Origin of the sequence: Micromonospora endolithica, from assembly GCF_003626595.1 — a bacterium.
Taxonomy (GTDB): Bacteria; Actinomycetota; Actinomycetes; order Mycobacteriales; family Micromonosporaceae; genus Micromonospora; species Micromonospora endolithica.
In genome coordinates this window covers 51,087-73,508 of sequence record NZ_RBAK01000013.1, presented here as the reverse complement: position 1 = coordinate 73,508, position 22,422 = coordinate 51,087, and the positions used below count along the sequence as shown (strand labels likewise).

23 protein-coding genes are annotated in these 22,422 nt (G+C 74.7%); 5 read left to right on the top strand and 18 right to left on the bottom strand.

Annotated features, from left to right (window positions below; genetic code table 11):
• The 8 genes from D7223_RS26055 to D7223_RS26020 are packed head-to-tail and all read right to left on the bottom strand — an operon-like array spanning position 1 to position 7,015.
• Positions 1–930 (bottom strand): phytanoyl-CoA dioxygenase family protein, encoded by a 930-nt coding sequence (locus D7223_RS26055; RefSeq protein ID WP_120731091.1) that lies wholly within the window; start codon positions 928–930, stop codon positions 1–3.
• On the bottom strand, positions 927–2,015 hold the full coding sequence (gene hppD / locus D7223_RS26050) for a 4-hydroxyphenylpyruvate dioxygenase (protein ID WP_120731090.1): 1,089 nt from the start codon (positions 2,013–2,015) through the stop codon (positions 927–929). The genes D7223_RS26055 and hppD overlap by 4 nt, the downstream gene beginning before the upstream one ends.
• A 53-nt stretch (positions 2,016–2,068) precedes the next feature.
• Entirely contained in the window at positions 2,069–3,307 is a 1,239-nt protein-coding gene (locus D7223_RS26045; RefSeq protein WP_120731089.1) for a beta-ketoacyl-[acyl-carrier-protein] synthase family protein, read from the bottom strand.
• Entirely contained in the window at positions 3,304–4,920 is a 1,617-nt protein-coding gene (locus D7223_RS26040; protein WP_120731088.1) for a class I adenylate-forming enzyme family protein, read from the bottom strand. Before D7223_RS26040 ends, D7223_RS26045 begins: the two co-directional genes overlap by 4 nt.
• Complete coding sequence (locus D7223_RS26035) at positions 4,917–5,438, bottom strand: beta-ketoacyl synthase chain length factor (protein ID WP_120731087.1); 522 nt, start codon at positions 5,436–5,438, stop codon at positions 4,917–4,919. The genes D7223_RS26040 and D7223_RS26035 overlap by 4 nt, the downstream gene beginning before the upstream one ends.
• The gene (locus D7223_RS26030; RefSeq protein ID WP_120731086.1) at positions 5,435–6,511 is read right to left on the bottom strand and encodes a beta-ketoacyl synthase N-terminal-like domain-containing protein; all 1,077 of its coding nucleotides are present in this window, start codon (positions 6,509–6,511) and stop codon (positions 5,435–5,437) included. Before D7223_RS26030 ends, D7223_RS26035 begins: the two co-directional genes overlap by 4 nt.
• Positions 6,504–6,749, bottom strand: coding sequence for an acyl carrier protein (locus D7223_RS26025; RefSeq protein ID WP_120731085.1), 246 nt, complete (start codon positions 6,747–6,749; stop codon positions 6,504–6,506). Before D7223_RS26025 ends, D7223_RS26030 begins: the two co-directional genes overlap by 8 nt.
• Positions 6,749–7,015: an acyl carrier protein gene (locus tag D7223_RS26020; RefSeq protein ID WP_120731084.1), complete on the bottom strand. Its 267-nt coding sequence runs from the start codon at positions 7,013–7,015 to the stop codon at positions 6,749–6,751. Before D7223_RS26020 ends, D7223_RS26025 begins: the two co-directional genes overlap by 1 nt.
• Before the next feature lie 15 nt (positions 7,016–7,030).
• Between D7223_RS26020 and D7223_RS26015 the strand changes: the two genes are divergently transcribed.
• Positions 7,031–7,747: a 4'-phosphopantetheinyl transferase family protein gene (locus tag D7223_RS26015; protein WP_120731083.1), complete on the top strand. Its 717-nt coding sequence runs from the start codon at positions 7,031–7,033 to the stop codon at positions 7,745–7,747.
• On the opposite strand, the gene D7223_RS26010 is transcribed toward D7223_RS26015, so the two are convergent.
• The 10 genes from D7223_RS26010 to D7223_RS25965 form a co-directional block, all read right to left on the bottom strand.
• Positions 7,675–9,075, bottom strand: coding sequence for a class I adenylate-forming enzyme family protein (locus D7223_RS26010; protein WP_120731082.1), 1,401 nt, complete (start codon positions 9,073–9,075; stop codon positions 7,675–7,677). The two genes, D7223_RS26015 and D7223_RS26010, sit on opposite strands and share 73 nt — an antisense overlap.
• A gap of 873 nt (positions 9,076–9,948) precedes the next feature.
• A complete protein-coding gene (locus tag D7223_RS26005; protein ID WP_120731081.1) occupies positions 9,949–10,272 on the bottom strand; it encodes an antibiotic biosynthesis monooxygenase family protein in 324 nt (107 codons plus the stop codon).
• The gene (locus D7223_RS26000) at positions 10,269–11,516 is read right to left on the bottom strand and encodes a beta-ketoacyl synthase N-terminal-like domain-containing protein (protein WP_120731262.1); all 1,248 of its coding nucleotides are present in this window, start codon (positions 11,514–11,516) and stop codon (positions 10,269–10,271) included. The genes D7223_RS26005 and D7223_RS26000 overlap by 4 nt, the downstream gene beginning before the upstream one ends.
• 23 nt (positions 11,517–11,539) lie before the next feature.
• Positions 11,540–12,814 (bottom strand): beta-ketoacyl-[acyl-carrier-protein] synthase family protein, encoded by a 1,275-nt coding sequence (locus tag D7223_RS25995; protein WP_120731080.1) that lies wholly within the window; start codon positions 12,812–12,814, stop codon positions 11,540–11,542.
• Positions 12,811–13,227, bottom strand: a complete 417-nt coding sequence (locus D7223_RS25990; RefSeq protein ID WP_120731079.1) for a cupin domain-containing protein — start codon at positions 13,225–13,227, stop codon at positions 12,811–12,813. The genes D7223_RS25995 and D7223_RS25990 overlap by 4 nt, the downstream gene beginning before the upstream one ends.
• A complete protein-coding gene (locus D7223_RS25985; RefSeq protein ID WP_120731078.1) occupies positions 13,220–13,936 on the bottom strand; it encodes an SRPBCC family protein in 717 nt (238 codons plus the stop codon). The genes D7223_RS25990 and D7223_RS25985 overlap by 8 nt, the downstream gene beginning before the upstream one ends.
• Entirely contained in the window at positions 13,933–15,312 is a 1,380-nt protein-coding gene (locus tag D7223_RS25980) for an acetyl-CoA carboxylase biotin carboxylase subunit (RefSeq protein WP_120731077.1), read from the bottom strand. The genes D7223_RS25985 and D7223_RS25980 overlap by 4 nt, the downstream gene beginning before the upstream one ends.
• Before the next feature lie 13 nt (positions 15,313–15,325).
• Positions 15,326–15,919, bottom strand: a complete 594-nt coding sequence (gene accB, locus D7223_RS25975; protein ID WP_420330347.1) for an acetyl-CoA carboxylase biotin carboxyl carrier protein — start codon at positions 15,917–15,919, stop codon at positions 15,326–15,328.
• A gap of 56 nt (positions 15,920–15,975) precedes the next feature.
• Entirely contained in the window at positions 15,976–17,685 is a 1,710-nt protein-coding gene (locus D7223_RS25970) for an acetyl-CoA carboxylase carboxyltransferase subunit alpha (protein WP_120731075.1), read from the bottom strand.
• Positions 17,682–18,020 carry a TcmI family type II polyketide cyclase gene (locus D7223_RS25965; RefSeq protein ID WP_120731074.1) on the bottom strand — a complete coding sequence of 113 codons (339 nt, stop codon included), beginning with the start codon at positions 18,018–18,020 and terminating at the stop codon, positions 17,682–17,684. The genes D7223_RS25970 and D7223_RS25965 overlap by 4 nt, the downstream gene beginning before the upstream one ends.
• A gap of 414 nt (positions 18,021–18,434) precedes the next feature.
• On the opposite strand from D7223_RS25965, the gene D7223_RS25960 reads away from it, so the two are divergent.
• The 4 genes from D7223_RS25960 to D7223_RS25945 all read left to right on the top strand — a co-directional run bounded on the left by D7223_RS25960 (position 18,435) and on the right by D7223_RS25945 (position 22,404).
• Positions 18,435–19,241 carry an AfsR/SARP family transcriptional regulator gene (locus D7223_RS25960; protein ID WP_120731073.1) on the top strand — a complete coding sequence of 269 codons (807 nt, stop codon included), beginning with the start codon at positions 18,435–18,437 and terminating at the stop codon, positions 19,239–19,241.
• A gap of 124 nt (positions 19,242–19,365) precedes the next feature.
• Positions 19,366–19,713, top strand: a complete 348-nt coding sequence (locus D7223_RS25955; RefSeq protein ID WP_120731072.1) for a TcmI family type II polyketide cyclase — start codon at positions 19,366–19,368, stop codon at positions 19,711–19,713.
• A gap of 10 nt (positions 19,714–19,723) precedes the next feature.
• Positions 19,724–21,073 (top strand): FAD-dependent oxidoreductase, encoded by a 1,350-nt coding sequence (locus D7223_RS25950; protein ID WP_120731071.1) that lies wholly within the window; start codon positions 19,724–19,726, stop codon positions 21,071–21,073.
• A gap of 215 nt (positions 21,074–21,288) precedes the next feature.
• Positions 21,289–22,404 carry a helix-hairpin-helix domain-containing protein gene (locus D7223_RS25945; protein ID WP_120731070.1) on the top strand — a complete coding sequence of 372 codons (1,116 nt, stop codon included), beginning with the start codon at positions 21,289–21,291 and terminating at the stop codon, positions 22,402–22,404.
• The last annotated feature ends 18 nt before the right edge of the window (positions 22,405–22,422 follow it).

Sequence of the window (22,422 nt, the reverse complement as noted above, 5' to 3'; positions counted from 1 at the left end):
TCAGCCTCCCTGCTGGGCGCGGTCGCGCCAGATGACCGGGCAGTATTCGGGGTCCGCGTAGTCCGGCCGCCCGTCGTGGGTGCGGCGGACCAGCACGTCGTGGTTGTACGCGGCGACGGTGCCGTCGGAGAGCGGGTACTCCCGCCAGGCGTTGTCGCCGTCCTGAAGGTGCAGCGAGATCGCGTTGCGGGGTCGGCCGCTGACGTTCGCGCCGCTGCCGTGGTAGGTGCGGCAGTGGTGGAAGCTCATGTGTCCCTTGGGGATGACCATCGGCACCTTGCGGATCGACGCACCGTTGTACGCGGCGTTCTCGGCCAGCATCTCCTCCAGCTGGTCGCGGTCCCGCTCGGCGAAGTGCCGCACCACGGTGTCGTCCGCGCCGATCTCCCTCCACCGGTGCGAGCCGTCGACCATGGTGATCGTGCCCATCTCCTCCCCGCAGTCGTGGAACGGGATGAACGCGGTGAGCATGTCCTCCGACGACGACGACGCCCAGTAGTGCTTGTCGAAGTGCCAGGGCACGATGTTCGACGGCTCGCCGGAGATCGGCGGCTTGCGGATCAGCGTGGACTGGAAGATCCGGATCTCGGTGGCTTTCGCCAGCCGGGCGGCGACCGCGCCGATCAGCGGCTTGCGCAGGATCGCCGCCAGCCCGTCGTGCTCGTGGTGCACGTAGTCGTTGTGCCGCTGCACGTCGCCCTTCTCCGGCTCCCAGTAGGCCAGCTTCGGCGGGCGTACCGGCAGCCGGCGGGCCCGCTCGCCGGCGTAGTAGCGCTCGGCCGCGGCGGCCAGCGCGTCCACCTCGTCGTCGGTGAGCAGCTTCTCCGACAGGTACCAGCCGTGCTCGGCGTAGAACGCCACGTCGGCGTCGGTGGGCAGCAGCGCCTCCTCCGCGGCGGTCAGGGTCGGCGAGAACTCCGTCGTGGTCATGCCGGCACCCCCTGCGGCACCGCCGCGGCGGCGGCCAGCTCCCGTTCCTTGGCCTCGTACAGCGCCTTGATGTTGCCGCTGCCGAAGGTCCGCGCCCCACGGCGTTCGATCAGCTCCAGGAACAGCGTCCGGCGCACGTGCATCGACTCGGTGAAGATCTGCAGCAGTTGCCCGCCGTGGTCCCGGTCGACCAGGACCCCGAGGTCACGCAGCCGCTCCACCTGCCCGTCCACCCGACCGACCCGGTCCTCCAGCGCGTCGTAGTAGCTGCCCGGGGTGCCGGCGAAGCGCACCCCGCGCCGGCCGAGCGTCTCCACCGCGGTCACGATGTCGTCGGTACGCAGGCCCAGGTGCTGCACCCCGGCCCCCGCGTGCTGGTCGAGGAACGCGTCGATCTGCCCCGCCCGGCCGGTGGCATCCGGCTCCAGCAGCACCAGGGTCACCCGCTCCGACGGGCTCTGCACGACGGTCGAGTTCATCGCCTGCCCGTCGACCTCGATCCGTTCGGTGAAGATCTCGGCGAAGCCGAACACCTCCCGGTACTGCCGGACCGTGGCCGCCAGTTGCCCCGGCGGCACGCAGACCGCCAGGTGGTCGATCTCGGCGAGCACCCCGTCGGCGTCACCGTCGGCGGGGACCGCCTCGATCACGCCGGGCAGGAAGTCGCGCCGGTCGCCGCGCCGCTGCACCAGCCGGTGCACCACGTCGCCGAAGCCCCCCACCTCGGCGGTGACCACCTCGGCGTCCGCGCCGGTGAAGGTGGTCGGCGGCGTCAGCCCGACCGCCCCCCGGTCGCACAGCCGCGCGTACGCCCCGGCGACGTCGTCGACCTCCAGGGCCACCACGGCGATGCCGTCGCCGTGCCGTTGCACGTAGCGCGACGCCGGGTGATCGGCGCTGAGCCCGGAGGTCAGCACCATCCGGATGTCGGCCTGTCCCAGCAGCAGCGACCGCTGCCCGGCCAGCCCGGTCTCCGGTCCGCCCTGCCCGAGCAGTCCGAAGCCGACCGCCCGGCAGAAGTAGAAGGCGGCCTGCCGGGCGTCCCCCACGTAGAGTTCGATGTGGTCTATCCCACGGATGTCCAATGTCCCAGCCCTTCCCACAGTTCCCCCCGTGGTCGTCGTTGCCGGTGGTGTCGTCACCCGCGGGCTCGGGCGGCCCGCGCGAGCAGCAGGCTCACGTTCTGGCCGCCGAACCCGAAGGAGTTGGTGAGCGCGTACGCCGCGTCGGTCGGCCGCGGCTCGGCGCGGATGTGGTCCGCCGGACACGCCGGGTCCACCTCGTCCAGGTTGTACGTCGGCGGCAGCAGCCCCCGGCCCAGCGCCAGCGCGGTCACCGCCGCCTCCAGCACCCCGGACGCGCCGAGCAGGTGGCCGGTGAGCGCCTTGGTGGAGCTGACCGGCACCCCGCCGACGCCGAAGACGTCGCCCAGCGCGGTGGTCTCGGCGATGTCACCGAGCTTGGTGCCGGTGCCGTGCGCGTTGACGTAGCCGACCCGGGCGGCGGGCACCCCACCGGCGGCGAGGGCGCGGCGCATGGCACCGGCCGCGCCGGCGCCGTCCGGGCGCGGGGCCGTCGGGTGGTACGCGTCGGTGGTCACCCCGTACCCGGCGACCTCGGCGTACCCGGTCGCGCCCCGGGCCGCCGCGTGCTCGGCGCGTTCCAGGACCAGCAGCGCCGCGCCCTCGGCGAGCACGAACCCGTTGCGGCGCCGGTCGAACGGCCGGCTCGCCGCGGTGGGGTCGTCCCAGCCACGGGCGAGGGCCCGGGCGTTGCCGAACGTGTCGGCGAAGGTCGGGAACAGCGGTGCCTCGCTCGCCCCGCACAGCACCACGTCGGCCTCGCCGGCCCGGATCAGCCGGACGGAGTCGGCGACCGCCTGCGCGCCGGAGGCGCAGGCCGTGCCGACCGAGGAGCTGTAGCCACGGATGCCGAACCGGATGGCGATCCGCGCCGACGGCATGTTCGGCAGGATCCCGGTGAGCAGGTACGGGTTGACCGCCGCCCGGCCGCGTTCGGCCCGGGCCAGCACCTGCCGTTCCAGGGTGGCCATACCGCCCACCCCGCCGACGACCACCGCGATCCGCTCCGGGTCGACGTCGCGGCCCACCTCGATGCCGGCGTCGGCGAGGGCGTCGGCCGCGGTGTGCAGGGCGAGCACGACGATCCGGTCCAGCACCTTGGCCTCCGGGCCGGAGGCGACCGTACGCGGGTCGACGTCCGGCAGCACCCCGGCGACCTCCAGCGAACCGGCGGCCGGGTGGTCCTCCGGCGGGCGGGCCAGCCCGGACTTGCCGGCGCACAGCGCGTCGAACGTGGCGTCGACGCCCCGACCGGCCGGGGTGAACAGCCCCATCCCGGTGATCACCGCGGTCATGACGGCGTCTCGCTGAGATAGCGCTCGCGCAGCACGACCTTGCGGACCTTGCCGGTCACGGTGACCGGGATGTCGTCCGAGCGCACCGGCACCACCCGGCGCAGGGTCGCGCCGACGTCGGCGCCGAGCGCGGCACGCACCCGCTCGGTGCGGTCCTCGGCCTCGTCCGCGCCGGCCGCCAGTTCCAGCAGCACGTCGGTGACCACCGCGTCGCCCTCGCGCAGTATCACCACCGTGCAGTCGGTGACGTCCGGGCAGGCGGCCAGCACCCGTTCCTCGGACAGCGCGGTGTAGAAGCGCTTCCCGTCCCCGGCGTCGACCGCGTCCACCGCCCGGTCCATGTGGTAATACCGGCCCTCGTCGTCGGCGTACACCAGGTCCCCGGTGAGGTACCAGCCGCGCTGACGGAACCGGTAGGTGGTCACCGAGTCGTTCCAGTAGCCCCGGAACAGCGACGGCGAGTCGATGCCCAGCCACCCCACCTCGCCGGCCGGCACCGGGTCGCCGTGCGCGTCGAGCACGGCCACCGAGGTGAACCGGTACGGGCGGCCGATGCAGCGGTCGTACCGGTCGGTGTCCCGGGTGTGCGTGACGTGGAACATCGAGTGGCCCATCTCGCTGGAGCCGAGCCCGTCGATGAACACCGACCCGGGTACCCGGGTGATGCCCTGGCGGGTCACCACGTCCCGGGAACCGACCGCGACCAGGCGCCGGATGTGCGGCTCGTGCGAGCTGTCGCCGGTGTTGAACCACAGGCGCACCGAGTCCAGGTCGTACGCGGACAGGTCGAACCGGGCCAGTTCCGCCCAGGTGACGGAGAAACCGAACACCCCGTCGGGCCGCCACCGCTGGATCGCGTCCAGCACCTGCTCCCCGCCCTGGTCGGACAGGAGGAACATCTCCGCCGAGTTGCCCAGCGCCTGGTTGACCATCAGCACGGTGGCGGTGTGCGGGGCGGGCAGCGCGTTGAGGATCCGGGTGGTGCCCTGCGCCTGCGGCATGGACAGCAGGTGCCGGGTCGCGGCGAAGAGGCTGGCGTGCGAGTGCAGCACCGCCTTGGGCACGCCGGTGGTGCCGGAGGTGTGGGTGATGACGATCGGGTCGTCCGGGTGGTGCCGGTAGTGCGCGGGAGCCCCGGCCGGGTCGCCGGAGCCCGCCTCGGCGGGCGTGCCGAGCACCGGTACGCCGAGGTCGTGCCCGGCGAGCAGGGCGGTGTGCGCGTCGTCGGCGAGCACGCCCACGCCACGCAGGCGGCGGATGTACTCGGCAGCGATCTCCGGGCGCAGCTTGCCGTTCATCAGCGCCGGGATCGCGCCCAGCCGGGTCAGCGCGAGGAAGCTCAGCACCATGTCGGCGGCGGCGGTCGCCCACACCGCCACCGGGTCGCGTGGCTGCACCCCGCGTTCGTGCAGCCACGCGACCCGGGCGGCGACCCGCTCGTCGAGCTGGCCGAGGGTGAGCGGGTGGTCGGCGGGGTGCCCGTCGACGGCGGTGTCGAAGGTGAGTCCGGGTGCGTCCGGGTCGGCCCCGTGGGCCAGCACCCGGGCCAGGACGTTGCCGGCGCCGATCAGGTCGTCGGCGGCGAGTGCGCCGCGCAGTCCCCTGGTCCTCATGGTCTGTCTCCTCCCCCCAGCAGCACCGCGACGGCTCGGGCCCGGTCCCGCGCGCCACCGTCGTCGGGCGCCTGTTCGATCAGAACCAGCAACACCGCGTCGGCGTCGCCGTCGTGCAGCAGCAGGTCGGCCTCGGCCGCCCCGTCGCGTCGTGGGTCGCCGGTCGGCGCGAGGCAGACCACCGGCCCGCCCAGTCCCCAGCGGGCGGCCACGTGCCCGGCCACGCTGTTGGGTACCGACTGGAAGAAGAACAGCGGTCCGGGTCGCCCGCCGGCGGCCACCGTGCGGCGCACGTGCGCCGCGCTGTCCCGGTCACCGTCGGCGGTGACCAGCACGACCGCGGTCCGCCCGCCGTCCGGCGCGGGCCGCTGCCCGTACGCCCGGCTCAGGCACCGCTCGGCCACGGCCGCGACCAGCGGGCTGAAGTCCGAGTGCACGAACCCGGGCACCGGCGGCGGCGCGCCGTCACCGGGTTCCGGCCAGGACGCCTCCGCGCGCACCGGCGGCCCGCCGCTCACGCCGCACCGACCAGCAGGGCGGTGTTCGCCCCGCCGAAGGCGGCGTTCAGGGTCAGCGCGTACCGGGTCGCGGCGGGGCGCGGCGCGTCGAGGATGACGTCCACCGGGCAGTGCGGGTCGGGCCCGCGCCATCCGGCGTTGACCGGCAGCTTGCCGTGCCTCAGCACCTGCACGGTGACCACCAGTTCGAGCAGCCCGGACGCCTCCAGGGCGTGCCCGTGCACCGCCTTGGTGGAGCTGACCGGCACGCCGGCGGCACCGAACACGGCGCCCAGCGCGGCCGCCTCGGACGCGTCGCTGCCGGCGGTGCCGGTGGCGTTGGCGTTGACGTACCCGACCGCCTCCGGCGGCAGCCCGGCCCGGTCCAGGGCGGCGCGGGCCGCGCGGGCCAGGCCCCGGCCGGACGGTTCCGGCTGGCAGGGGTGGAACGCGTCGCCGGTCCGGCCCCAACCGAGCAGGTCGGCCACCGGGTCGCGGGCCGAGCGGGCCCGTTGCAGCACCACCGCCGCCACGCCGTCACCGAGCAGCAGACCGGTGCGCCCGGCGCTGAACGGGCGGACCGCGCCGTCGGTGGCCAGCGCGCGACCGGTGTCGAAGAGCGCGTACTGGTCGGGCTCCACCAGGTAGCCGGCGGCGACCACCACGGCGTCGCGGTCGCCGCGGGCGAGCAGCGCCGCGCCGGCGGCGACCGCGCTGGTCGCCGACACACAGGCGGTGGTGTACGCACGGGTGCCCCCGCCCAGTCCGGTGCGCCGCGCCAGCCCGGTGGCCAGCTCCGGCACCCCGACACCGCCGTGCACCGCCAGCAGCAGCGCGGCGCCGGCCCGCCCGGCGGCGTTCAGGCCGGCGTCGGCGCAGGCGACCTCGACCGCCTCGGCCAGTTCGTCGGGCAGCCGGCCGACGTCGGGCAGCGTCGCGGCGGCGTCGACCCGGCGCGGGCCGGTGTCGAAGCGGCCCACCGGCGCGAAGGCCGGCGTCGCGGCGAGCACACCGGCGAGCTGCGCCTCGGCTCCCCTGCCGAGGGCGCTGATCGCGTGCACACCGGTGAGCTGGACGGCCCCCCGCTCAGCCATCTGCGGGAGCGGTCAGGGAGGTCCGGAAGACCACCAGGGCGTCGTCGACGGTACGGATGCCGGCGAGCTGGTCGTCGGTGAGGTCGAGCTGCCGGTCGTAGCGCTGCTCCACCAGGTGCACCAGCCAGGCCAGCTCCATCGAGCCGATCCGGTCGGGCACCTCGGCGGCGGGTCGCGCGTGCAGTTCGGCGAGCATGGTCACCAGGTCAGCTCGCCCCAGGTCGGGCTGACCGGCCATCAGGAGGGGTCGCTCGTCGCCCCGGCGACCCGGTCGGCCACCATCGTGGTGAACTCGCCGACCGTCATCAGGGCCAGCTTCTCCGACTCGTCGTCGGCGAAGGTCAGGCCGTACCGGTCCTCCACCCGCACCGAGAGGTCGGCCAGGGCGAGGGACTCCAGGTCCACCCCGGAGGGTCCGAGGGTGGTGTCGTCGTCGATGTCCTCCACGTCGTAGTTCATGTCGGCGAGCTGCTCGATGACGAAGGCGCGGACCTCGGCTCTCATGGTTAACCTCTTTCCGTGAGCCAGCTACCGGTGCCCGGTCGGGACACCGTGTACGTGTGGGTCGGCCGGGACGCCGGCGGTCGGCCGGTTCCGGTCGGGCCGCTGCTGCGGCGGGTGGGTGTCGCTCTGCTCGGCGCCCCAGCCGAGCGGGTCGTGGTGGGGCACCGGCCCGGTGGCGCCCCGGTGGTCCGGGTCGCCGATCCGCCCGGCGGTGAGCGACCCGTCGGGCCGGTCGCGCTGCCGGTCAGCGTCAGTCGTACCGCCGGGATCGTGGTGGTCGCCGCCCGTCCGCGCGGGCCGGTCGGCGTCGACGTGGAGCGGGTACGCCCACTGCCGGCCGTGGCCCTGGCGCGGCGTTGGTACGCCCCGGACGAGGCGGCCCACCTGGCCGGCCGGCCGGCCGGCGACCGGGAGTCGGGGTTCCTGCGGTTGTGGACCGCGAAGGAGGCCGTCGGCAAGGCGCTCGGCGTGGGTCTGCGCGCCGGCGGACTGCGTCGGCCGATGCCGGAGCCCGACGACGGGGTGCTGCGGCCGGTGCCCGGCCTGCCGGCCGTCCGGGTGGGACATCCCCGGGTGGACGGGCCCCTGGTGCTCGCGGTCGCGGTGGTCGGTGCGGAGGGCGGGGTCGACGTCGTCGTCGAGGTGGTGCAGGGGTCCGGTCACGGCGTGGCCGCCGTCCGCAGCGCGTCGACGGAACGGACCAGTTTCCCGGTGGTCGTCCGGGGCAGCTGATCGAGCAGGTGCAGGGTGCGCGGTCGCTTGTAGCCGGCCAGCCGCTCGGCGAGCAGCGTGTCCAGCGCCTCCTCGGACAGCGGGCCGTCCGGCTGCACGTACGCGGTGATGCCGTTGTCCCAGACCACGACGGCGGCGGCGACGCCGGTCAGTTCGGCGACGGTGGTCTCGACCTCGGTGAGATCGACCTTCATGCCACCCACCGAGACCTGCGAGTCGAGCCGTCCGCGTACCGTCACCAGGCCGGTGTCCGGGTCGACGGTGCCGGCGTCGCGGGTGTGCAGCCAGCCGGCGGACCACCGGGTCGGGTCGGTCAGCCCCACGTACGGCGAGGCCGGGCAGCTGACGTGCAGCTCGCCGCCGACCTCGCGCACCTCGATGCCGGGGGCGGGCGTGATCGACGGGCGGTGCCGGCCGTGCAGGTCGGTGCCGATGACGCCGACCTCGGTCATCCCGTACATGTTGCCCAGCGGCACCCCGAACCGGTCGGTGAAGGCCCGGGCGACGGCGGCCGGGACCAGCTCGCCGCCGGTGGTCATCCGCCGGAACTGTGGCAGCGGGCCGTCCGGGCGGGTGGCGGTGACCAGTCCGATGTGGAACGGCACGCCGAGGACGGTGGCCGGGCTGTCGGCGGCGGCGATGGCGGCCAGGACGGCGTCGCCGCTGAGCCGCTGGGGCGGGACGAGTTCGACACCGGCGTGCAGGCCGTAGAGCAGGCCGCCGACCAGGCCCAGCACGTGCACCATCGAGGGCAGCAGCACGATCCGCTCGCCGGGCAGGGCCACCCCGTCGATGCGGGTGTAGCGGTGCACCTCGGCGACCAGGTCGGCCGCCGTCCGGCCGATCACCTTGGACGGGCCGGTCGAGCCGGAGCTGAGCTGGATGACGGCGTGCCCGCTGACCGCCGGACGGTCGGCGTACGGGGTGACACCCTCGGTGACGTCGACGAACACACGCAACGCACCGCCACCGGTACGGACCGGTGCGACGACCACCTGCGGGGTGAGGCGTTCCAGGGCCCGGTCCACCTCGTGGTCGGTGAGCCGGTGGTCGAGCAGGATCGCCTGCCCCCCGGCCCGCCAGGTCGCCAGGAGGTTCACCACGTACGCCAGGGACGGCGGCAGGCGCAGCGCGACGGCACCTCCGGAGCGGAGTCCGGCGGCGGTCAGCCGCTCCTGCGCGGCGGTCACCAGCCGACGCAGGGTGGCCCGGTCCACCGGGTCGGGCAAGCTGAGGCATACGTCGCTCGATCGCCCGGCGAACAGCACTTCGTCAACCCATCCCGGGTCTGTCGCCGTAGGATCGTCGGTCGACGGGGGCCTGACCACTACTGTTCACCGCCCAGCACGAAAGAGGGCGAATCCGCCCATAAGAAATTTTCTCGGGTTGCTGCGGGGAACCCTACGACAGCCCTCAGATCCATTGCTAGGTGCAAATGGCTAGATCAGAAATGGCGGCCGGCCGTATTGCCGAGGCTCGATCAGGCGGGCAGTATCGGGCGCGTACACCGGCTTCGCGGCACCGCCGGATACCCCTTCGTACGTCCGGCGCGGCTCGGACGCCGACCGGCCCAGCCCACCCGGCCGTTCGGTCCGAGCGCGTGGTCCGACCGCGTGGTCCGGTACGGCTCGGTGGCCTCGGGCACGCCGGCCTTGGCGTCCGACCACACTGGCGCCGCCAGCGTGCCGGACGCGAGGCGTGGAGGTCCGCGAGCGCGACCGCGCTCGCGCTCGCGAAAGGACGGCGCGGGCGCACGGGCCGGGGCGCGAGTCGCGGTCACGACGCGAAACGCGGGCCCGGGTCGCGGTCACGGGCCGGGCCACGGTCACGGGCCGGGCCGGGCCGGGCCACGGACGCGGCTCGCGGGCGCGAAACCCGGGCCTGGACGCGAAACGCGGGCCCGGATCGCGATCACGGGCCCGGGTCGCGGTCACGGAGGCGGGTCGCGGGCGCGGGTGGCGCTGACCGGAACCACGCCGGCGTGACGCTGTCGAGCTGAGCCGTCTACGACACCACCGCTGATCCATCCACGACATCAGCCCGAAAGGGCCAACGTCACGATGCCGCGCCCGACCACCGCCACCGGGAAGCGCCGCCACCCCGGAAGCGGCGCCATCCCGGGAAGCGCCGCCACCCCGGGAAGCGCCGGCAGCCGGGTGGGCCGGCACCGCACCGACGCCCCCGGCCCGCCGGGAAGCAGCTCAGGCGGTGGTCAGCGCCGGGGTCTGGGCGTGGATGTGGAACCGCAGCGACCGTGCGTCGGTGAAGCACTCCCGCATCGGCCGGACCAGGTCCCGGTGCTCCGGGCTGCGCTCCCACGCCTCGAAGTCGGCCAGCCGCGCCCACTCGCTGGTGATCAGCCACTGTTCCGGGTCGGTCGCCGAGCGGCACACCTGGTCCACCAGATGACCCGGGACCCCGTCGGCGACCAGGTGTCGCACCGCCTCGTACGCGGCCAGGAACGCCGCCGTCCGCTCCTCGGGCACCCGCACCAGGAAGACCACCCGGGCCCGCTGCTCGCTCATCCGTGCACTCCCCTCACCGGCGCCGCCCCGCGCAGGACCAGCGCACTGTTGAAACCGTCGAAGCCCCGGGCGCCGACCAGCGCGACCCGGGTGCGGGGCCGCCGGTGCCCGCGCAGGAAGTCCAGCTCGCAGCCGTCGGCGACCTCGTCCGGGCCGGCCGAGGCCGGCAGCGTGTCGTGCGCGAAGGCGAGCAGCGCGGTCGCCACGTCCAGCGCCGACCCACCCTGGTGCGCCCGGCCGGTCAGCGGCTTCTGGGTGGTCACCGGCGGCGACCGGTCGCCGAACACGGCGCGCAGCGCCACCGCCTCACTGCGGTCGTAGCGGGCCACGCCCAGCGCGTCGGGCAGCACCACGTCGACCGCCTCGGCGGGCACGCCGGCCCGGTCCAGGGCCAGCCGCATGGCCCGGGCGTACTGCACCGGGTCACCGGCGGTGTCCGGTCCGGTGTGGACGGCGTCGTGGGTGGATCCCCAGCCGGCCACCTCGCCGTAGACACGGGCACCGCGGGCCAGCGCGTGCGCCAGCTCCTCCACCACGAAGACCGCCCCACCCTCCGCCGGCAGGTAGCCGCTGGCGGCGGCGTCGAACGGCCGGTACGCCCGCTCCGGGTCCGCGACGTCGCTGAGCATCCCGGAGCGAAGCTGGCAGGCCAACGCGTACGGACTCAGCGGGCACTCGGTCGCCCCGGCGATCACCACCGGGGTGCCCCTGCGGATCGCGCGGGCGGCGTGGGCAAGGCTGTCCAGGCCACCGGCGGCCTCGGCGACCAGCACGCCGCACGGCCCCTTGAACTGGTGGTGGATGGAGAGCTGGCCGACGCTGGCCGCGTAGAACCAGGCGATCGACTGGTACGCCCCGACGGTGCGCGACGATCCACCCCACAGCCGTTGCAGCTCCCGCTGCCCGAACAGGTTGCCGCCGGACGAGCTGGCCAGGGCGACCGCGTAGCCGTACGGGTCGGGGGCGCGCTCGGGCAGGCCGGCGTCGGCCAGGGCCAGCCGGGTGGCGGCGAAACCCAGGTGTGTCCACCGGTCGGTCTGCACCAGCCGGCGGTTGTCGGCGTACCCGGCGGCGTCGAAGCCGGGCACCTCGCCGCCGTGGCGGGTGGGATAGCCGGACGGGTCGAACAGGGTCAACGGACCGGTGCGACGGGTGCCGGCGAGCACCGTCCGCCAGTGCGCGTCGGCGCCGATCCCGCTCGGCGCGACCACGCCGATCCCGGTGACCACGGCCCGGGCGGACACGCCGCCACCATCGCCACCGGCGGTCACGCCGCCACCGCCCCCGACGTCCGGCGGAAGACCATCGCCGACTGGAAACCGCCGAAGCCGCTGCCCACCGACAGCGCCACGTCCACCGGCAGCTCGCGGGCCTCGTTCGGCACGTAGTCCAGGTCGCACTCCGGGTCCCGGGTGGTCCAGTTGGCGGTCGGCGGCACCACCCCGAACTCGATGGCCAGGGCACAGGCGGCCATCTCGATGGAGCCGATGGCGCCGAGCGAGTGCCCGACCATCGACTTGATCGAGCTGACCGGCACCCGGTACGCGGCCTGGCCCAGGGCGCGCTTGAACGCGGCCGTCTCGTGCCGGTCGTTCTGCCGGGTCCCGGAGCCGTGGGCGCTGATGTAGGAGACCTGGTCCGGCGCGATCCCGCCCTGCTTCAACGCGGCGCTGACCGCCAGCCCCATCTCCAGCCCGTCCGGACGCAGACCGGTCATGTGGTAGCCGTTGCTGCGGCTGGCGTACCCGGCCACCTCGCAGTAGACGTGCGCCCCGCGCCGGCGGGCGTGCCCGGCCTCCTCCAGCACCAGCACCGCCGCTCCCTCGGCGAGCACGAATCCCCGCCGGTCGGCGTCGAACGGCCGCGACGCGTGCGCCGGATCGTCGTTGTCCGGGCTGGTCGCCTTGATCGCGTCGAAGGACGCGACGGTGACCGGGGAGATCGGGGAGTCGGCGGCACCGGCCAGTACCACGTCCGCCTCGTCGTCGGCGATGAGCTGGTGGGCGTACCCGATGGCGTCGATGCCGGACGTGCAGCCCGTGGAGACGACCTGGGCCGGGCCGTGCAGCCGGTGCCGGCAGGCCACGTCGGCGGCGAGGCTGCTCGGCACCAGCGCCTGGTACAGGAAGCGGCCGCCGAGCGTCGCGTCGACCAGCCAGTGCCGGCCGGCGTCGCTCACCGTGACGTACTCCTGCTCCAGAGCCATGGTGCCGCCGACCGCGGTGCCGAGCACCACCCCGGTGCGCTCGCGCTGGGCGTCGGTGAGGTCCAGCCCGGCGTCGGCGACCGCCTCGGCGGCGCACGCCAGCGCGAACTGGACGTACCGGTCGGCGCGGCGGCACTCGGCGTCGGTGAGGCCGGCGGCGACCGGGTCGAAGTCGCACTCGGCGGCGATCTGCGAGCGGAACGGCGTGGGGTCGAAGAAGGTGATCCGACGGGTCGCGGTGCGCCCCTCGGTGATCGCCTTCCAGAACCGGTCCCGGCTGACGCCGCCCGGGGCGACCACCCCGATCCCGGTCACCACCGTGCGGCGCTCCCTCATGACCCGCCCCGCTGCTCGACGAGTTCCGTGTCGACGTGCCCCAGCTCCGGCCGGGGGGCCAGGGGTCCGAGGTGGAAGACCACCTCGGCCGGTTCGGCGCCGGTGTTGCGCAGCCGGTGCCGGACGTTCACCGGGACGAAGAGCGCCTCGCCCGCGGCCAGCGACACCGGCACGTCGTCGAGGTCGACGGTGATGGCCCCGCGCGCCACGTACAGGAACTCCTCGCTGTACGGGTGGTAGTGCTCGGCGATGCGCTCGCCCGGACGCAGGGTGGCCACGCCCAGGAAGCCGGAGGTGCTGCCGACGGTGCGCGGGCCGAGCAGCACCCGCAGTTCGCCACCGCGCCGGCGGTCCGCCGGTACGTCGGTGGCGGCGACCGGGCGGCGTGCCGCGTCCGTGGCCCGCTCACTCATCGCCGGCACCGCCCTCGCGGGCCAGCCGCTCGATCTTCTCCCGGATCACCGCGAGCTGTACCGCGCTGTTGGTGTTGATCCGGTCGGTCATGCCGGCGTTGTCGATCGGCGCGGTCGGCTTCATCGCGAAGTCCTGCACCCAGGTCATCCGGGTGCCGCCGGGCTCGGTGGTGTAGCGCCAGTGGATCCGCATGTACTCGAACGGGCCGGTCTCCACCCGCCGGGCGTGGACCTCGTGGCTGGTCGGGTCGACGGTCCGCTCGCTGACCCAGCTCCAGGCGACGCCGTTCTCGTCCGGGTGCATGGTCAGCCGGAACCGGACGGTGTTCCCGTCGCGGTGCAGGATCTCCGCGCGGGCGTACTCGGTGAACAGCTCGGGCCACCCGGCGACGTCGTTGGTGACCGCCCACACCAGCGGCAGCGGTGCGGCGATCAGGACGCTGTTCTCGGTGTGCCCGGGCGGGTCGGCGCGGCGGGCGACCAGGTCCGCGACACCGGCGATGCTGAGCTGCGCGGTCTCCTCGGGTATCTGCACCTGCCAGCGGTCGGACACCACGGCGGACAGTTCGAGCAGGGCCAGCGAGTCCATGCCGAGTTCCTCCAGCGACGCCGCCGGCGCCCGGGCGGCGGCGTCGGGGTCGAGACCGCAGTGCGTCACCAGGATGTCGGTGATCTCGGTGGTCAGTGGTCGGCCGTGGGTGACGGTCATCGGGTCCTCCTGTGCGGTGGGTCGGTCGGGACGGCGAGCAGCCGCTCGACCAGGCCGGTCGTGTAGCGGCCCTTGCGGAAGCCGGCGTCGTCGAGCACCCGGCGGACGAACGGGATGGTGGTGCGGATGCCGGGGCCGGCGATGTCGAACTCCTCGAGCGCCCGTTCCAGCCGGTTGAGCGCCAGTTCCCGGTCCGGCGCCCAGACGGCCACCTTGGCCAGCAACGAGTCGTAGTGCGGCCCGATCAGGTAGCCGGGACGGCCGTGGGTGTCGACGCGGGTGAACGGGCCCCCCGGTGGCAGGAACCGCTCCAGCCGGCCCGGCGTGGGCGCGAAGTCCCGGTCCGGGTCCTCGACGTTGACCCGGCACTCGATGGCCACCCCGTGCGGGACGATCTCCTCCTGCCGCCAGCGCAGCGGCACCCCCGCGGCGATGTGCAACTGCTCGTGCACCAGGTCGATCCCGGTGATCATCTCGGTGACCGGGTGCTCCACCTGGATCCGGCAGTTGATCTCCAGGAAGTGGAACCGTTCCTCGGCGTCGACCAGGAACTCCACCGTCCCGGCGCCGGTGAAGCCGACCGCCAGGGCACCGCGCAGCGCGCACGCCGAGATCGCCTCCAGCGCGCCGGCCGACAGGGCGGGCGCCGGTGCCTCCTCGACCAGCTTCTGGTGCCGCCGCTGCACCGAACAGTCCCGGGTGCCCAGGTGCACGCCGTTGCCGTGGCCGTCGCAGAGCACCTGGACCTCGACGTGCCGGGCATCGGTCAGATAACGCTCGACGTACACCCGGTCGTCGCCGAAGGCGACCTGCGCGGCGGCCCGCGTCCGCGCGTACGCCCGGGGTAGCTCCGCCGGGGTGTGCACGACGGTCATCCCACGGCCCCCGCCCCCGGCGGCGGCCTTGACGATCACCGGGTAGCCGACCTCGGCGGCGACCCGCGCCGCCTGCTCGGCGGTGGGCACCGGCGCGACGCTGCCCGGCGGCAGCGGCAGGCCGGCGCGGCGCATCAGCTCCCGCGCGGAGGACTTGTCGGCCAGCGCCGACATCACCTCCGGCGGCGGGCCGATGAACGTCAGGCCGTTGTCGGCGCAGATCTCGGCGAAGTCGGCGTCCTCGGAGAGGAACCCGTACCCGGGGTGCACCGCCTCCGCGCCGACCAGGCGGGCCGCCTCGACGATCGCGGCGGCGTTCAGATAGCTGCGCCGGCTGGCCGCCGGTCCGATCAGGACGGCCTGGTCGGCCAGGCGCACCGCGGCCGAGTCGGCGTCCGCGGTGGAGTAGACCACCGCGGTACGGATGCCCAGCTCGCGGCACGCCCGCAGCACCCGTAGCGCGATCTCTCCCCGGTTGGCGATCAGCACCTTCGCGAACATCAGGCCCCCCGTCTCAGGCCGGGTCGAGTGCGAGCAGCGGCTGGTCGTACTCGACCGGCTGGCCGTCGCCGGCCAGTACCTCGACGACCCGGCCGGCCCGGTCGGCGGTCACCTCGTTCATCAGCTTCATCGCCTCGACGATCCCGACGACCTGCCCGGGCCGGACCACGTCACCGACCGCGACGAACGGCGCGGCGCCCGGCTCGGCCGCCCGGTAGAAGGTGCCGACGACGGGTGAGCGCACCGCGAGCGCGTGCACCGGCGCGGCCGGGGGCGCGGCGATCGGCTCCGCCGGCGCGCCCGGGCCGTGGGCCACGGAGGCCGGCGGCGCCGGTCGCTCGGGCGCGGCGGGCACCGACGGAACGGCCCACTCCACCTCCAGTACGCTGTCGCCGCTGGCCAGCCGCACCCGGCGGACCGGACCGGACAGCTCGGCGAGCAGGTGTCGGACCTGCCGGCGCAGCCCGGCCAGCCCGTCGTCCGCCGCGACCTCCGGCCCGGACCCGTTGCGGGAGCCAGGCGGACCCGGCTCACTCCTCGCGCTCACCGGCCCGCCCTCCGTTCGCGACTGCGGGGCTCGCAAACCCGGCTCACTCCTCGCGCTCACCGGCCCGCCCTCCGTTCGCGACTGCGGGGCTCGCAAACCCGGCTCACTCCTCGCGCTCACCGGACACCTGGCCGATTGGCGGCGCCGAAGCGGCGGAAGCGCTGCCGCCGACGGCGCACCAGCGTCGCCGGCGGTACGTCGAGCAGTGGCAGCAGGTTCGCCAGGACCGCCTCCCGCAACGCGCGGGCCGCCGCCGCCGGATCGGCGTGCGCGGCCGGCTCGGGCTCCGGCACGACCTCGTCGGTGATCCCGAGCCGGTACAGGTCTCCGGCGGTCAGCCGCAGTGCGCGAGCCGCCTGCGGAGCCGCCGAACGGTCCGGCCACAGGATCGCCGCGCAGCCCTCCGGGCTGATCACCGAGTAGACGGCGTGCTGGAGCATCAGCACCCGGTCGGCGACCGCCAGGGCCAGCGCGCCGCCGCTTCCGCCCTCGCCGGTGACCACTGTGACCACCGGGGTGGGCAGTACGGTCATGGCCAGGATGTTCTCCGCGATCGCCGCCGCCTGACCCTGCTCCTCGGCACGGACCCCCGGGTCGGCCCCGGGGGTGTCGACCAGGGTCACCACCGGCAGGCCGAGGCGTGCGGCCAGTCGCATCAGTCGCAGCGCCTTGCGGTGCCCGGCCGGGCTGGCCATGCCGAAGTTGCGGGTTACCAGCTCGCCGGTCGTGTGTCCCTTCTGGTGCCCGACCACCAGCACCGGCCGACCGTCGAGTCGCGCGAAACCGCCGACCACCGCCGGGCAGTCGGCGCCGAGCCGGTCGCCGTGCAGCTCGACGAAGCCGTCGAAGGCGGTCTCCAGGTAGTCCAGGGTGGTCGGTCGTCCGGCGTGCCGGGCCAGCCGTACCGTCGCCCAGGCGTCGTCTCCGGCCTCCGCCGGGGCCCGCGCGGCCGGCACCCGCGCCGGTCGCGCGCTGTCGACCGGCGGCGGCTGCCCGGGTACGCCGGTCCGGGCGTCCGGTCGGCGTCCGCCGTGCGCGGTGGCGAGCAGGGCTGCCAGCCGGGCCCGCAGGGCGTACCGGGGCACCACCATGTCGACCTGGCCGTGGCGGAGCAGGAACTCGGCGGTCTGGAAGCCTTCCGGCAGCTCACGACCGGTGACCTGGCGGATCACCCGGGGACCGGCGAACCCCATCCGCGCGCCGCTCTCGGCCAGGACCACGTCGGTGTTGGTGGCGAAGGACGCCGCCACGCCGCCGTACGTGGGGTCGGTCAGGACGCTGACGCTGAGCAGTCCCGCCTCCCGCAGCCCGGCGACCGCCTGGCTGACCGTCGCCATCTGCATCAGTGAGAGGGCGCCCTCCTGCATCCGGGCGCCGCCGGAGGCGGTGACCAGCACCAGTGGGACGCCGTCGGCCAGCGCTCGTTCGGCGGTACGGGTGACCAGCTCGCCGACCGCACAGCCGAGGCTGCCGCCGAGGAACCGGAAGTCCATCACCGCCACCGCGCAGCCGTGCCCGCCGATCGCGGCGGTGCCGCACACCACCGCCTCGGTCAGGCCGGTCGCGGCCCGCGCGGCGGTGAGCCGGTGCGGGTACGGCAGCACGTCGACGAACCCGATCGGGTCCACCTCGGCCGGATGGTCCGGCAGAGCGCTGAAGGAGTCCGGGTCGACCAGCTGGGCCAGCCGGGCGGGCGCGTCGAGCCGGGTGTGCGCCCCGCACTCGGGACAGACGTCGAGATTGCGGCGAAGCCGCTTGCGGTACAGCAGGCTGGAACAGCCCGCGCAGCGGGCCCACAGCGACCCCTGGGGCGTGGTGGCGGTCACCGTCGCGGTCCGGTCGGAGTGCCGTCGAAGCGGTAGAAGCAGCGGGCCATCGCGTCGCGCGGTTCCCGCCAGCTCGGCAGGTACGGCGAGACGTACCGGCGCAGCGCCGCGCTGACCCGGTCGAACTCCGGGTGCTGCCGGGCCGCCGCCACCGCGCCCTCGCCCGGCAGCTCGGTCTCCAGCAGGTGCACGTAGAGGTCGTGCAGGCGGTACAGGGACCGGTGGCGCACCCCGGCCAGGTGCGGCAGCTCGGTCGCGTCGGACTCCGCGAAGATCTCCGCGACCCGCGCTTCGGCGCTCGGGTCGACTTTCGCGATGATCAACGAACGGTCCATGGATGGGCCTCCCCCCACGGCACCCGGCGTGGATGACGCCGGCGCCGGCCGAGCCGGACGACTGTCGACACGATGCGGACGGCGGCGTCACGGACGCGTCAACGGACCACCCACACCACGGCAATTTGGTGACGCTGCGTTGACGCTAGCTGTGTATCCGCTGTGGAGCATCTCGTGACCTGCGAAACTATTCGCAGTTCAGAACGGTTCTCACGGCTCGCGTGTCGACACCGACAGCGGCTCACCTCGTTGACCGAGAGTCATCGCGATTGATAATCTTCATCCCGGTCAGCCCGGCGGCCGCGGTGCCCGACGCCGGGGCGCGGCAAGCCCTTTCGACAGTGCGGTCCCGGGCGGCCGCGCCGGGGACCCAGTCGAGGAGTCTCCGCCGAGCCTTCCGCAGGGGGTGCCGCCGTGGCCGTCGATCAGTCCATGCCGACCACGGGCACGCGCCACGGCGCGCCGATCTCGCTGCACCTGCTGGGCGGCTTCCGGCTGCTGCACGGCACCGCCCCGGTGGTGGTACCGCGCGGCCTGCAACGGGTGCTCGCGCTGATCGGGTTGCGACCCGGCGTCACCCGCAGTCACCTGGCCGGGCTGCTGTGGCCGGAGGCGCCGGAGGAACGGGCCCTGTCGTCGCTGCGTACCGCGCTGTGGCGGCTGCGGCAGGACCCCTGCTGCCCGGTGAGCACCGTCGGCGACACCGTACGCCTCGGGCCGCTGGTCGCGGTCGACGTGGACGTCCTGGTCGGCACCGCCGCGCGGGTGCGCGACGGCACCGACCCGGGCCTGGCCGCCGCGCTCGAAGCCGGCCGGCACGACCTGCTGCCGGGCTGGTACGACGACTGGGTCCTGGCCGAGCGGGAACGGCTGCGTCAGCTGCGCCTGCACATGTTGGAGGAACTCGCCGACCAGCACCTCGCGGCGGGCCGGCACGGTGCGGCCCTGGAGGCCGCCCTGGAAGCGATGGCCGCCGAGCCGCTGCGGGAGACGCCGCACCGCCTGGTGGTCCGGATCCACCTGGCCGAGGGCAACGCCTTCGAGGCGGTGCACGCCTTCTACGTCTACCGGGACCTGCTGCTGCGGGAGCTGCGACTGGAGCCGTCCGCCGCGATGACCGCGCTGCTCGACGACACCCTGGCGCCGATCCGGCGGGCCAGCCGGGACGGCACCGACACGCGCCGAGGCGCCCCGCACCGGGCCCCACCCCAGAGCCGTTGACCCGGCGTCACCGCGCTGGCGCACTCCGTGACGGGTACGTGACAGGCCGCCGGTCAGCGTGGACGGCACATCACCCCGTGGTGTCCGACCCGGTCGCGGACGGACCACCGGCGAGAGGAGTCCCATGAGCCGTCTACTGATCGTCAGCAGGATCATCCCCGGGTCGGAGGGTCGCGTCGCACAGATCTTCGCCGAGTCCGACGCCACCGAACTCCCCGGCCTCACCGGCGTACGCCACCGCTCCCTGTACTGCCTGCACGACCTGTGCGTCCACCTGATGGAGACCGGGGACGTCGACCCGGACGCGCTGGCCGGCGCGCGCAACCACCCGCTGTACCGGCAGGTCAACGAGCGGCTCTCCGCGCACACCACGCCGTACCTGCCGACCTGGCGTTCACCCCGGGACGCCATCGCCGGTTGCTTCTACCGCTGGGACGCGGCCGACGCGCCGACGCCCCACGTCGCCCGCTGAGGGGCCCGCGATGACGGACCGACCACCACACGTCGTCATCATCGGCGCGGGCACCGGCGGCCTGTGCCTGGCGCACGGACTGCGCCGGGCCGGCATCGAGGTCTCGGTGCACGAGCGCTACCGCACCCGGGGGGAGGGCCTGCTCGGCTACCGGGTCGGGATCGGCCCGACCGGCAGTCGGGCGCTGCGGGAGTGCCTGCCGCCGGAGTTGTTCGACGTCTTCCTCGCCACCTGCGCCCGGTCGCCGCGCTACTTCAACGTCCTCACCCAACGGATGGGCCGTACCGCGTCGTTCACCCTGCGTCCGGACAGCGACCCGGTGAACACCGAACGTTCGGTGGCCCGGATGACGCTGCGCCAGGTCCTGCTCACCGGCATGGAGGACGTGGTGCGCTTCGACCAGGAATTCACCCATTACTCCCAGCGCGACGACGGCACCGTCACCGCCCACTTCGCCGACGGCAGCACCTCCACCGGCGACCTGCTGGTCGCCGCCGACGGCACCGGATCGGCGGTACGCCGGCAGTACCTGCCGCACGCGGTCACCCGGGACGCCGGCACCATCAACATCGCCACCCGGATCCCGCTCACCCCGCACACCCGCGAGCTGCTGCCCGAACGGGTCGAGCGGGGCATCTCGCTGATCTTCGGCACCGGCGGGGTGATGGGCGTGTTGCACGTGATGGAGTTCCCCTGGGACCGCGACGGAACGCTCAAGCCGGACGTGGACCCGGCGCGGGCCGCCCTGCTGGACTCCTGGCCCGGCCGGGCGCACGACCCGACCCGGGACAACATCAACCTCATCGTGTGGAGCACCGCGCGCCGATTCCCGGCCGACGTCATGCGGCTGCGCGGCGAGGAACTGATCCAGCTCGCGCTGCGGCTGACCCGTACCTGGCATCCCCACCTGCGTGAGCTGCTGTCCCGCGCCGACCCGGGCAGCGCCCTGCCGATCCGGGTGGCCACCAGCGAGCCGGTGCCGCCGTGGAAGAGCAGCACCGTCACACTGCTCGGTGACGCCATCCACACGATGACCCCGGGACGCGGGGTCGGCGCGAACACCGCCCTGCGCGACGCCGCGCTGCTGCAACGTCAGCTCCGGCTCGCGGTGGCCGGCGAGAAGACGCTGGTGCAGGCGGTGGCCGACTACGAGGCCGCCATGCTGCCGTACGGATTCGCCCGGGTCGCCGACTCACTGAACCGCAGCGGTACCAACGGCGACGACCGGATGTACAAGCCGGTGGTGGGGCGGCTCGCCCTGCTCGGCGCACGCGGATACTTCGGCGTCACCAGCCGGGTGCCGCGGCTGGCCCGCAGGTTCGTCGACGACTTCTACACCTACCGCGGCGAGGAGGACTAGCACCGTCCACCCACGACCCCGGCGCCCGTACCGGCGCCGGGGTCGTCGCGCGCGTCCGCACGACGGTGCGTGGCAGGCCGAACACCCCTGGTGGAACCTGTCCCACCCACGGCGGCCGGGGCGGAGGCTGGCTGTCGGCCGACGGGGGCGTGTGCGAAGCTGCGCGCGAGTTTTCTTCGAATCGTTCTCCGATCCGACCGAGAGGGAGGTCCGCCGTGGCGTGGTCATTCGGGCACTGGCTGATACTGATCGTGGCGCTCGCCGTGGGCGCGGGAGCCGGCTGGGTCCTGCGCGCCCGGCGGGACGCGGCGGCCACCGGGGCGGTCCGGCCCATCGTGGAGGGTGACCCGGCCGGCAGCGCCGCCGTGGTCACGCCCCCGGCACCGGCCGCCACCATCGACGAGGACCGCCCGACCGCCACGGTCGACCCGGCTCCCTCCACCGCCGTCGCCGACCAGCCCGCCCCGGGCGACCACCGGGTCGCCACGCCGTCCGGCACCGCCGACGACGTCGACCCCGCCGACATGGTCCTGACCGGCGACCCGGTGCCGCCCCCGCCGAGCGGCGACACCCTGCCCGTCGCGCAGGCCACCGACCGGGACGGCGATCTGGTGCTGCCGGTCGCCGCCGAGGTGACCGGTCCGGTCGGCACCACCACCGGCGACCCGGCGGACCCCCCGGTCGTCGCGCCCCGTCCGGTACCGGCCGCCGAGCGGATCGAGCCGGCCGACCCCACCCCGGCCGACCCCAGCCCCGCCGACGACGCCCCGGCGACGGTCACGGCCGGCGCCGCCGCACCGTCGACCACCGAGCCCGTGCCGACGGCTCCGCTCGCGCCGGCCGGCGGGGTCACCGACGGGACGGACGGCCCGGCGGCCGCCCCGACCACCGGCACGACCGACGACCGGGACGCCGCGCCGGCACCCGTGACCGCCCCGACCACCGACACGACGGACGCGGCCGAGCCCTCGTCCGGCCCGACCACCGACGCGGCGGGCGATCGGGACGCCGCGCCGGCGCCCGCGATCGCTGACGACGCCGCGCCGGTGCCGTCGGCGGCGACGGCCGCCGCCCCGGAGCGATCCGTCGAGGACGCGGACGACTTCCGGCGGATCCAGGGCGTCGGCCCGAAGATCGCCACCGCGCTCCAGGCAGCCGGGATCCGCACCTACCGGCAACTCGCCGACCTGGACGAGGCCGCGCTGCGCGAGACGGTCCGGGCCGCCGGCCTCCGGTCCGCCCCGGGCCTGGCCACCTGGCCGCAGCAGGCGAAGGTGCTCGCCGGCGCCCCGGAGACCACCGCCGTCCTGCCCGGCGGCGCGGAAGCATGATCGGCGCGGGGTCCGGAC

What these genes read in the sequence shown, in the direction of transcription:
- D7223_RS25950 (WP_120731071.1), top strand. Translation starts at nt 19,724, where the DNA reads ATGACGGACCGACCACCACACGTCGTCATCATCGGCGCGGGCACCGGC.
- D7223_RS26020 (WP_120731084.1), bottom strand. Translation starts at nt 7,015, where the DNA reads ATGAGAGCCGAGGTCCGCGCCTTCGTCATCGAGCAGCTCGCCGACATG.
- D7223_RS26030 (WP_120731086.1), bottom strand. Translation starts at nt 6,511, where the DNA reads ATGGCTGAGCGGGGGGCCGTCCAGCTCACCGGTGTGCACGCGATCAGC.
- D7223_RS25955 (WP_120731072.1), top strand. Translation starts at nt 19,366, where the DNA reads ATGAGCCGTCTACTGATCGTCAGCAGGATCATCCCCGGGTCGGAGGGT.
- D7223_RS26025 (WP_120731085.1), bottom strand. Translation starts at nt 6,749, where the DNA reads ATGGCCGGTCAGCCCGACCTGGGGCGAGCTGACCTGGTGACCATGCTC.
- D7223_RS26005 (WP_120731081.1), bottom strand. Translation starts at nt 10,272, where the DNA reads ATGAGCGAGCAGCGGGCCCGGGTGGTCTTCCTGGTGCGGGTGCCCGAG.
- D7223_RS25995 (WP_120731080.1), bottom strand. Translation starts at nt 12,814, where the DNA reads ATGAGGGAGCGCCGCACGGTGGTGACCGGGATCGGGGTGGTCGCCCCG.
- D7223_RS25980 (WP_120731077.1), bottom strand. Translation starts at nt 15,312, where the DNA reads ATGTTCGCGAAGGTGCTGATCGCCAACCGGGGAGAGATCGCGCTACGG.
- D7223_RS26055 (WP_120731091.1), bottom strand. Translation starts at nt 930, where the DNA reads ATGACCACGACGGAGTTCTCGCCGACCCTGACCGCCGCGGAGGAGGCG.
- D7223_RS25965 (WP_120731074.1), bottom strand. Translation starts at nt 18,020, where the DNA reads ATGGACCGTTCGTTGATCATCGCGAAAGTCGACCCGAGCGCCGAAGCG.
- D7223_RS25990 (WP_120731079.1), bottom strand. Translation starts at nt 13,227, where the DNA reads ATGAGTGAGCGGGCCACGGACGCGGCACGCCGCCCGGTCGCCGCCACC.
- D7223_RS26045 (WP_120731089.1), bottom strand. Translation starts at nt 3,307, where the DNA reads ATGACCGCGGTGATCACCGGGATGGGGCTGTTCACCCCGGCCGGTCGG.
- D7223_RS25985 (WP_120731078.1), bottom strand. Translation starts at nt 13,936, where the DNA reads ATGACCGTCACCCACGGCCGACCACTGACCACCGAGATCACCGACATC.
- D7223_RS26040 (WP_120731088.1), bottom strand. Translation starts at nt 4,920, where the DNA reads ATGAGGACCAGGGGACTGCGCGGCGCACTCGCCGCCGACGACCTGATC.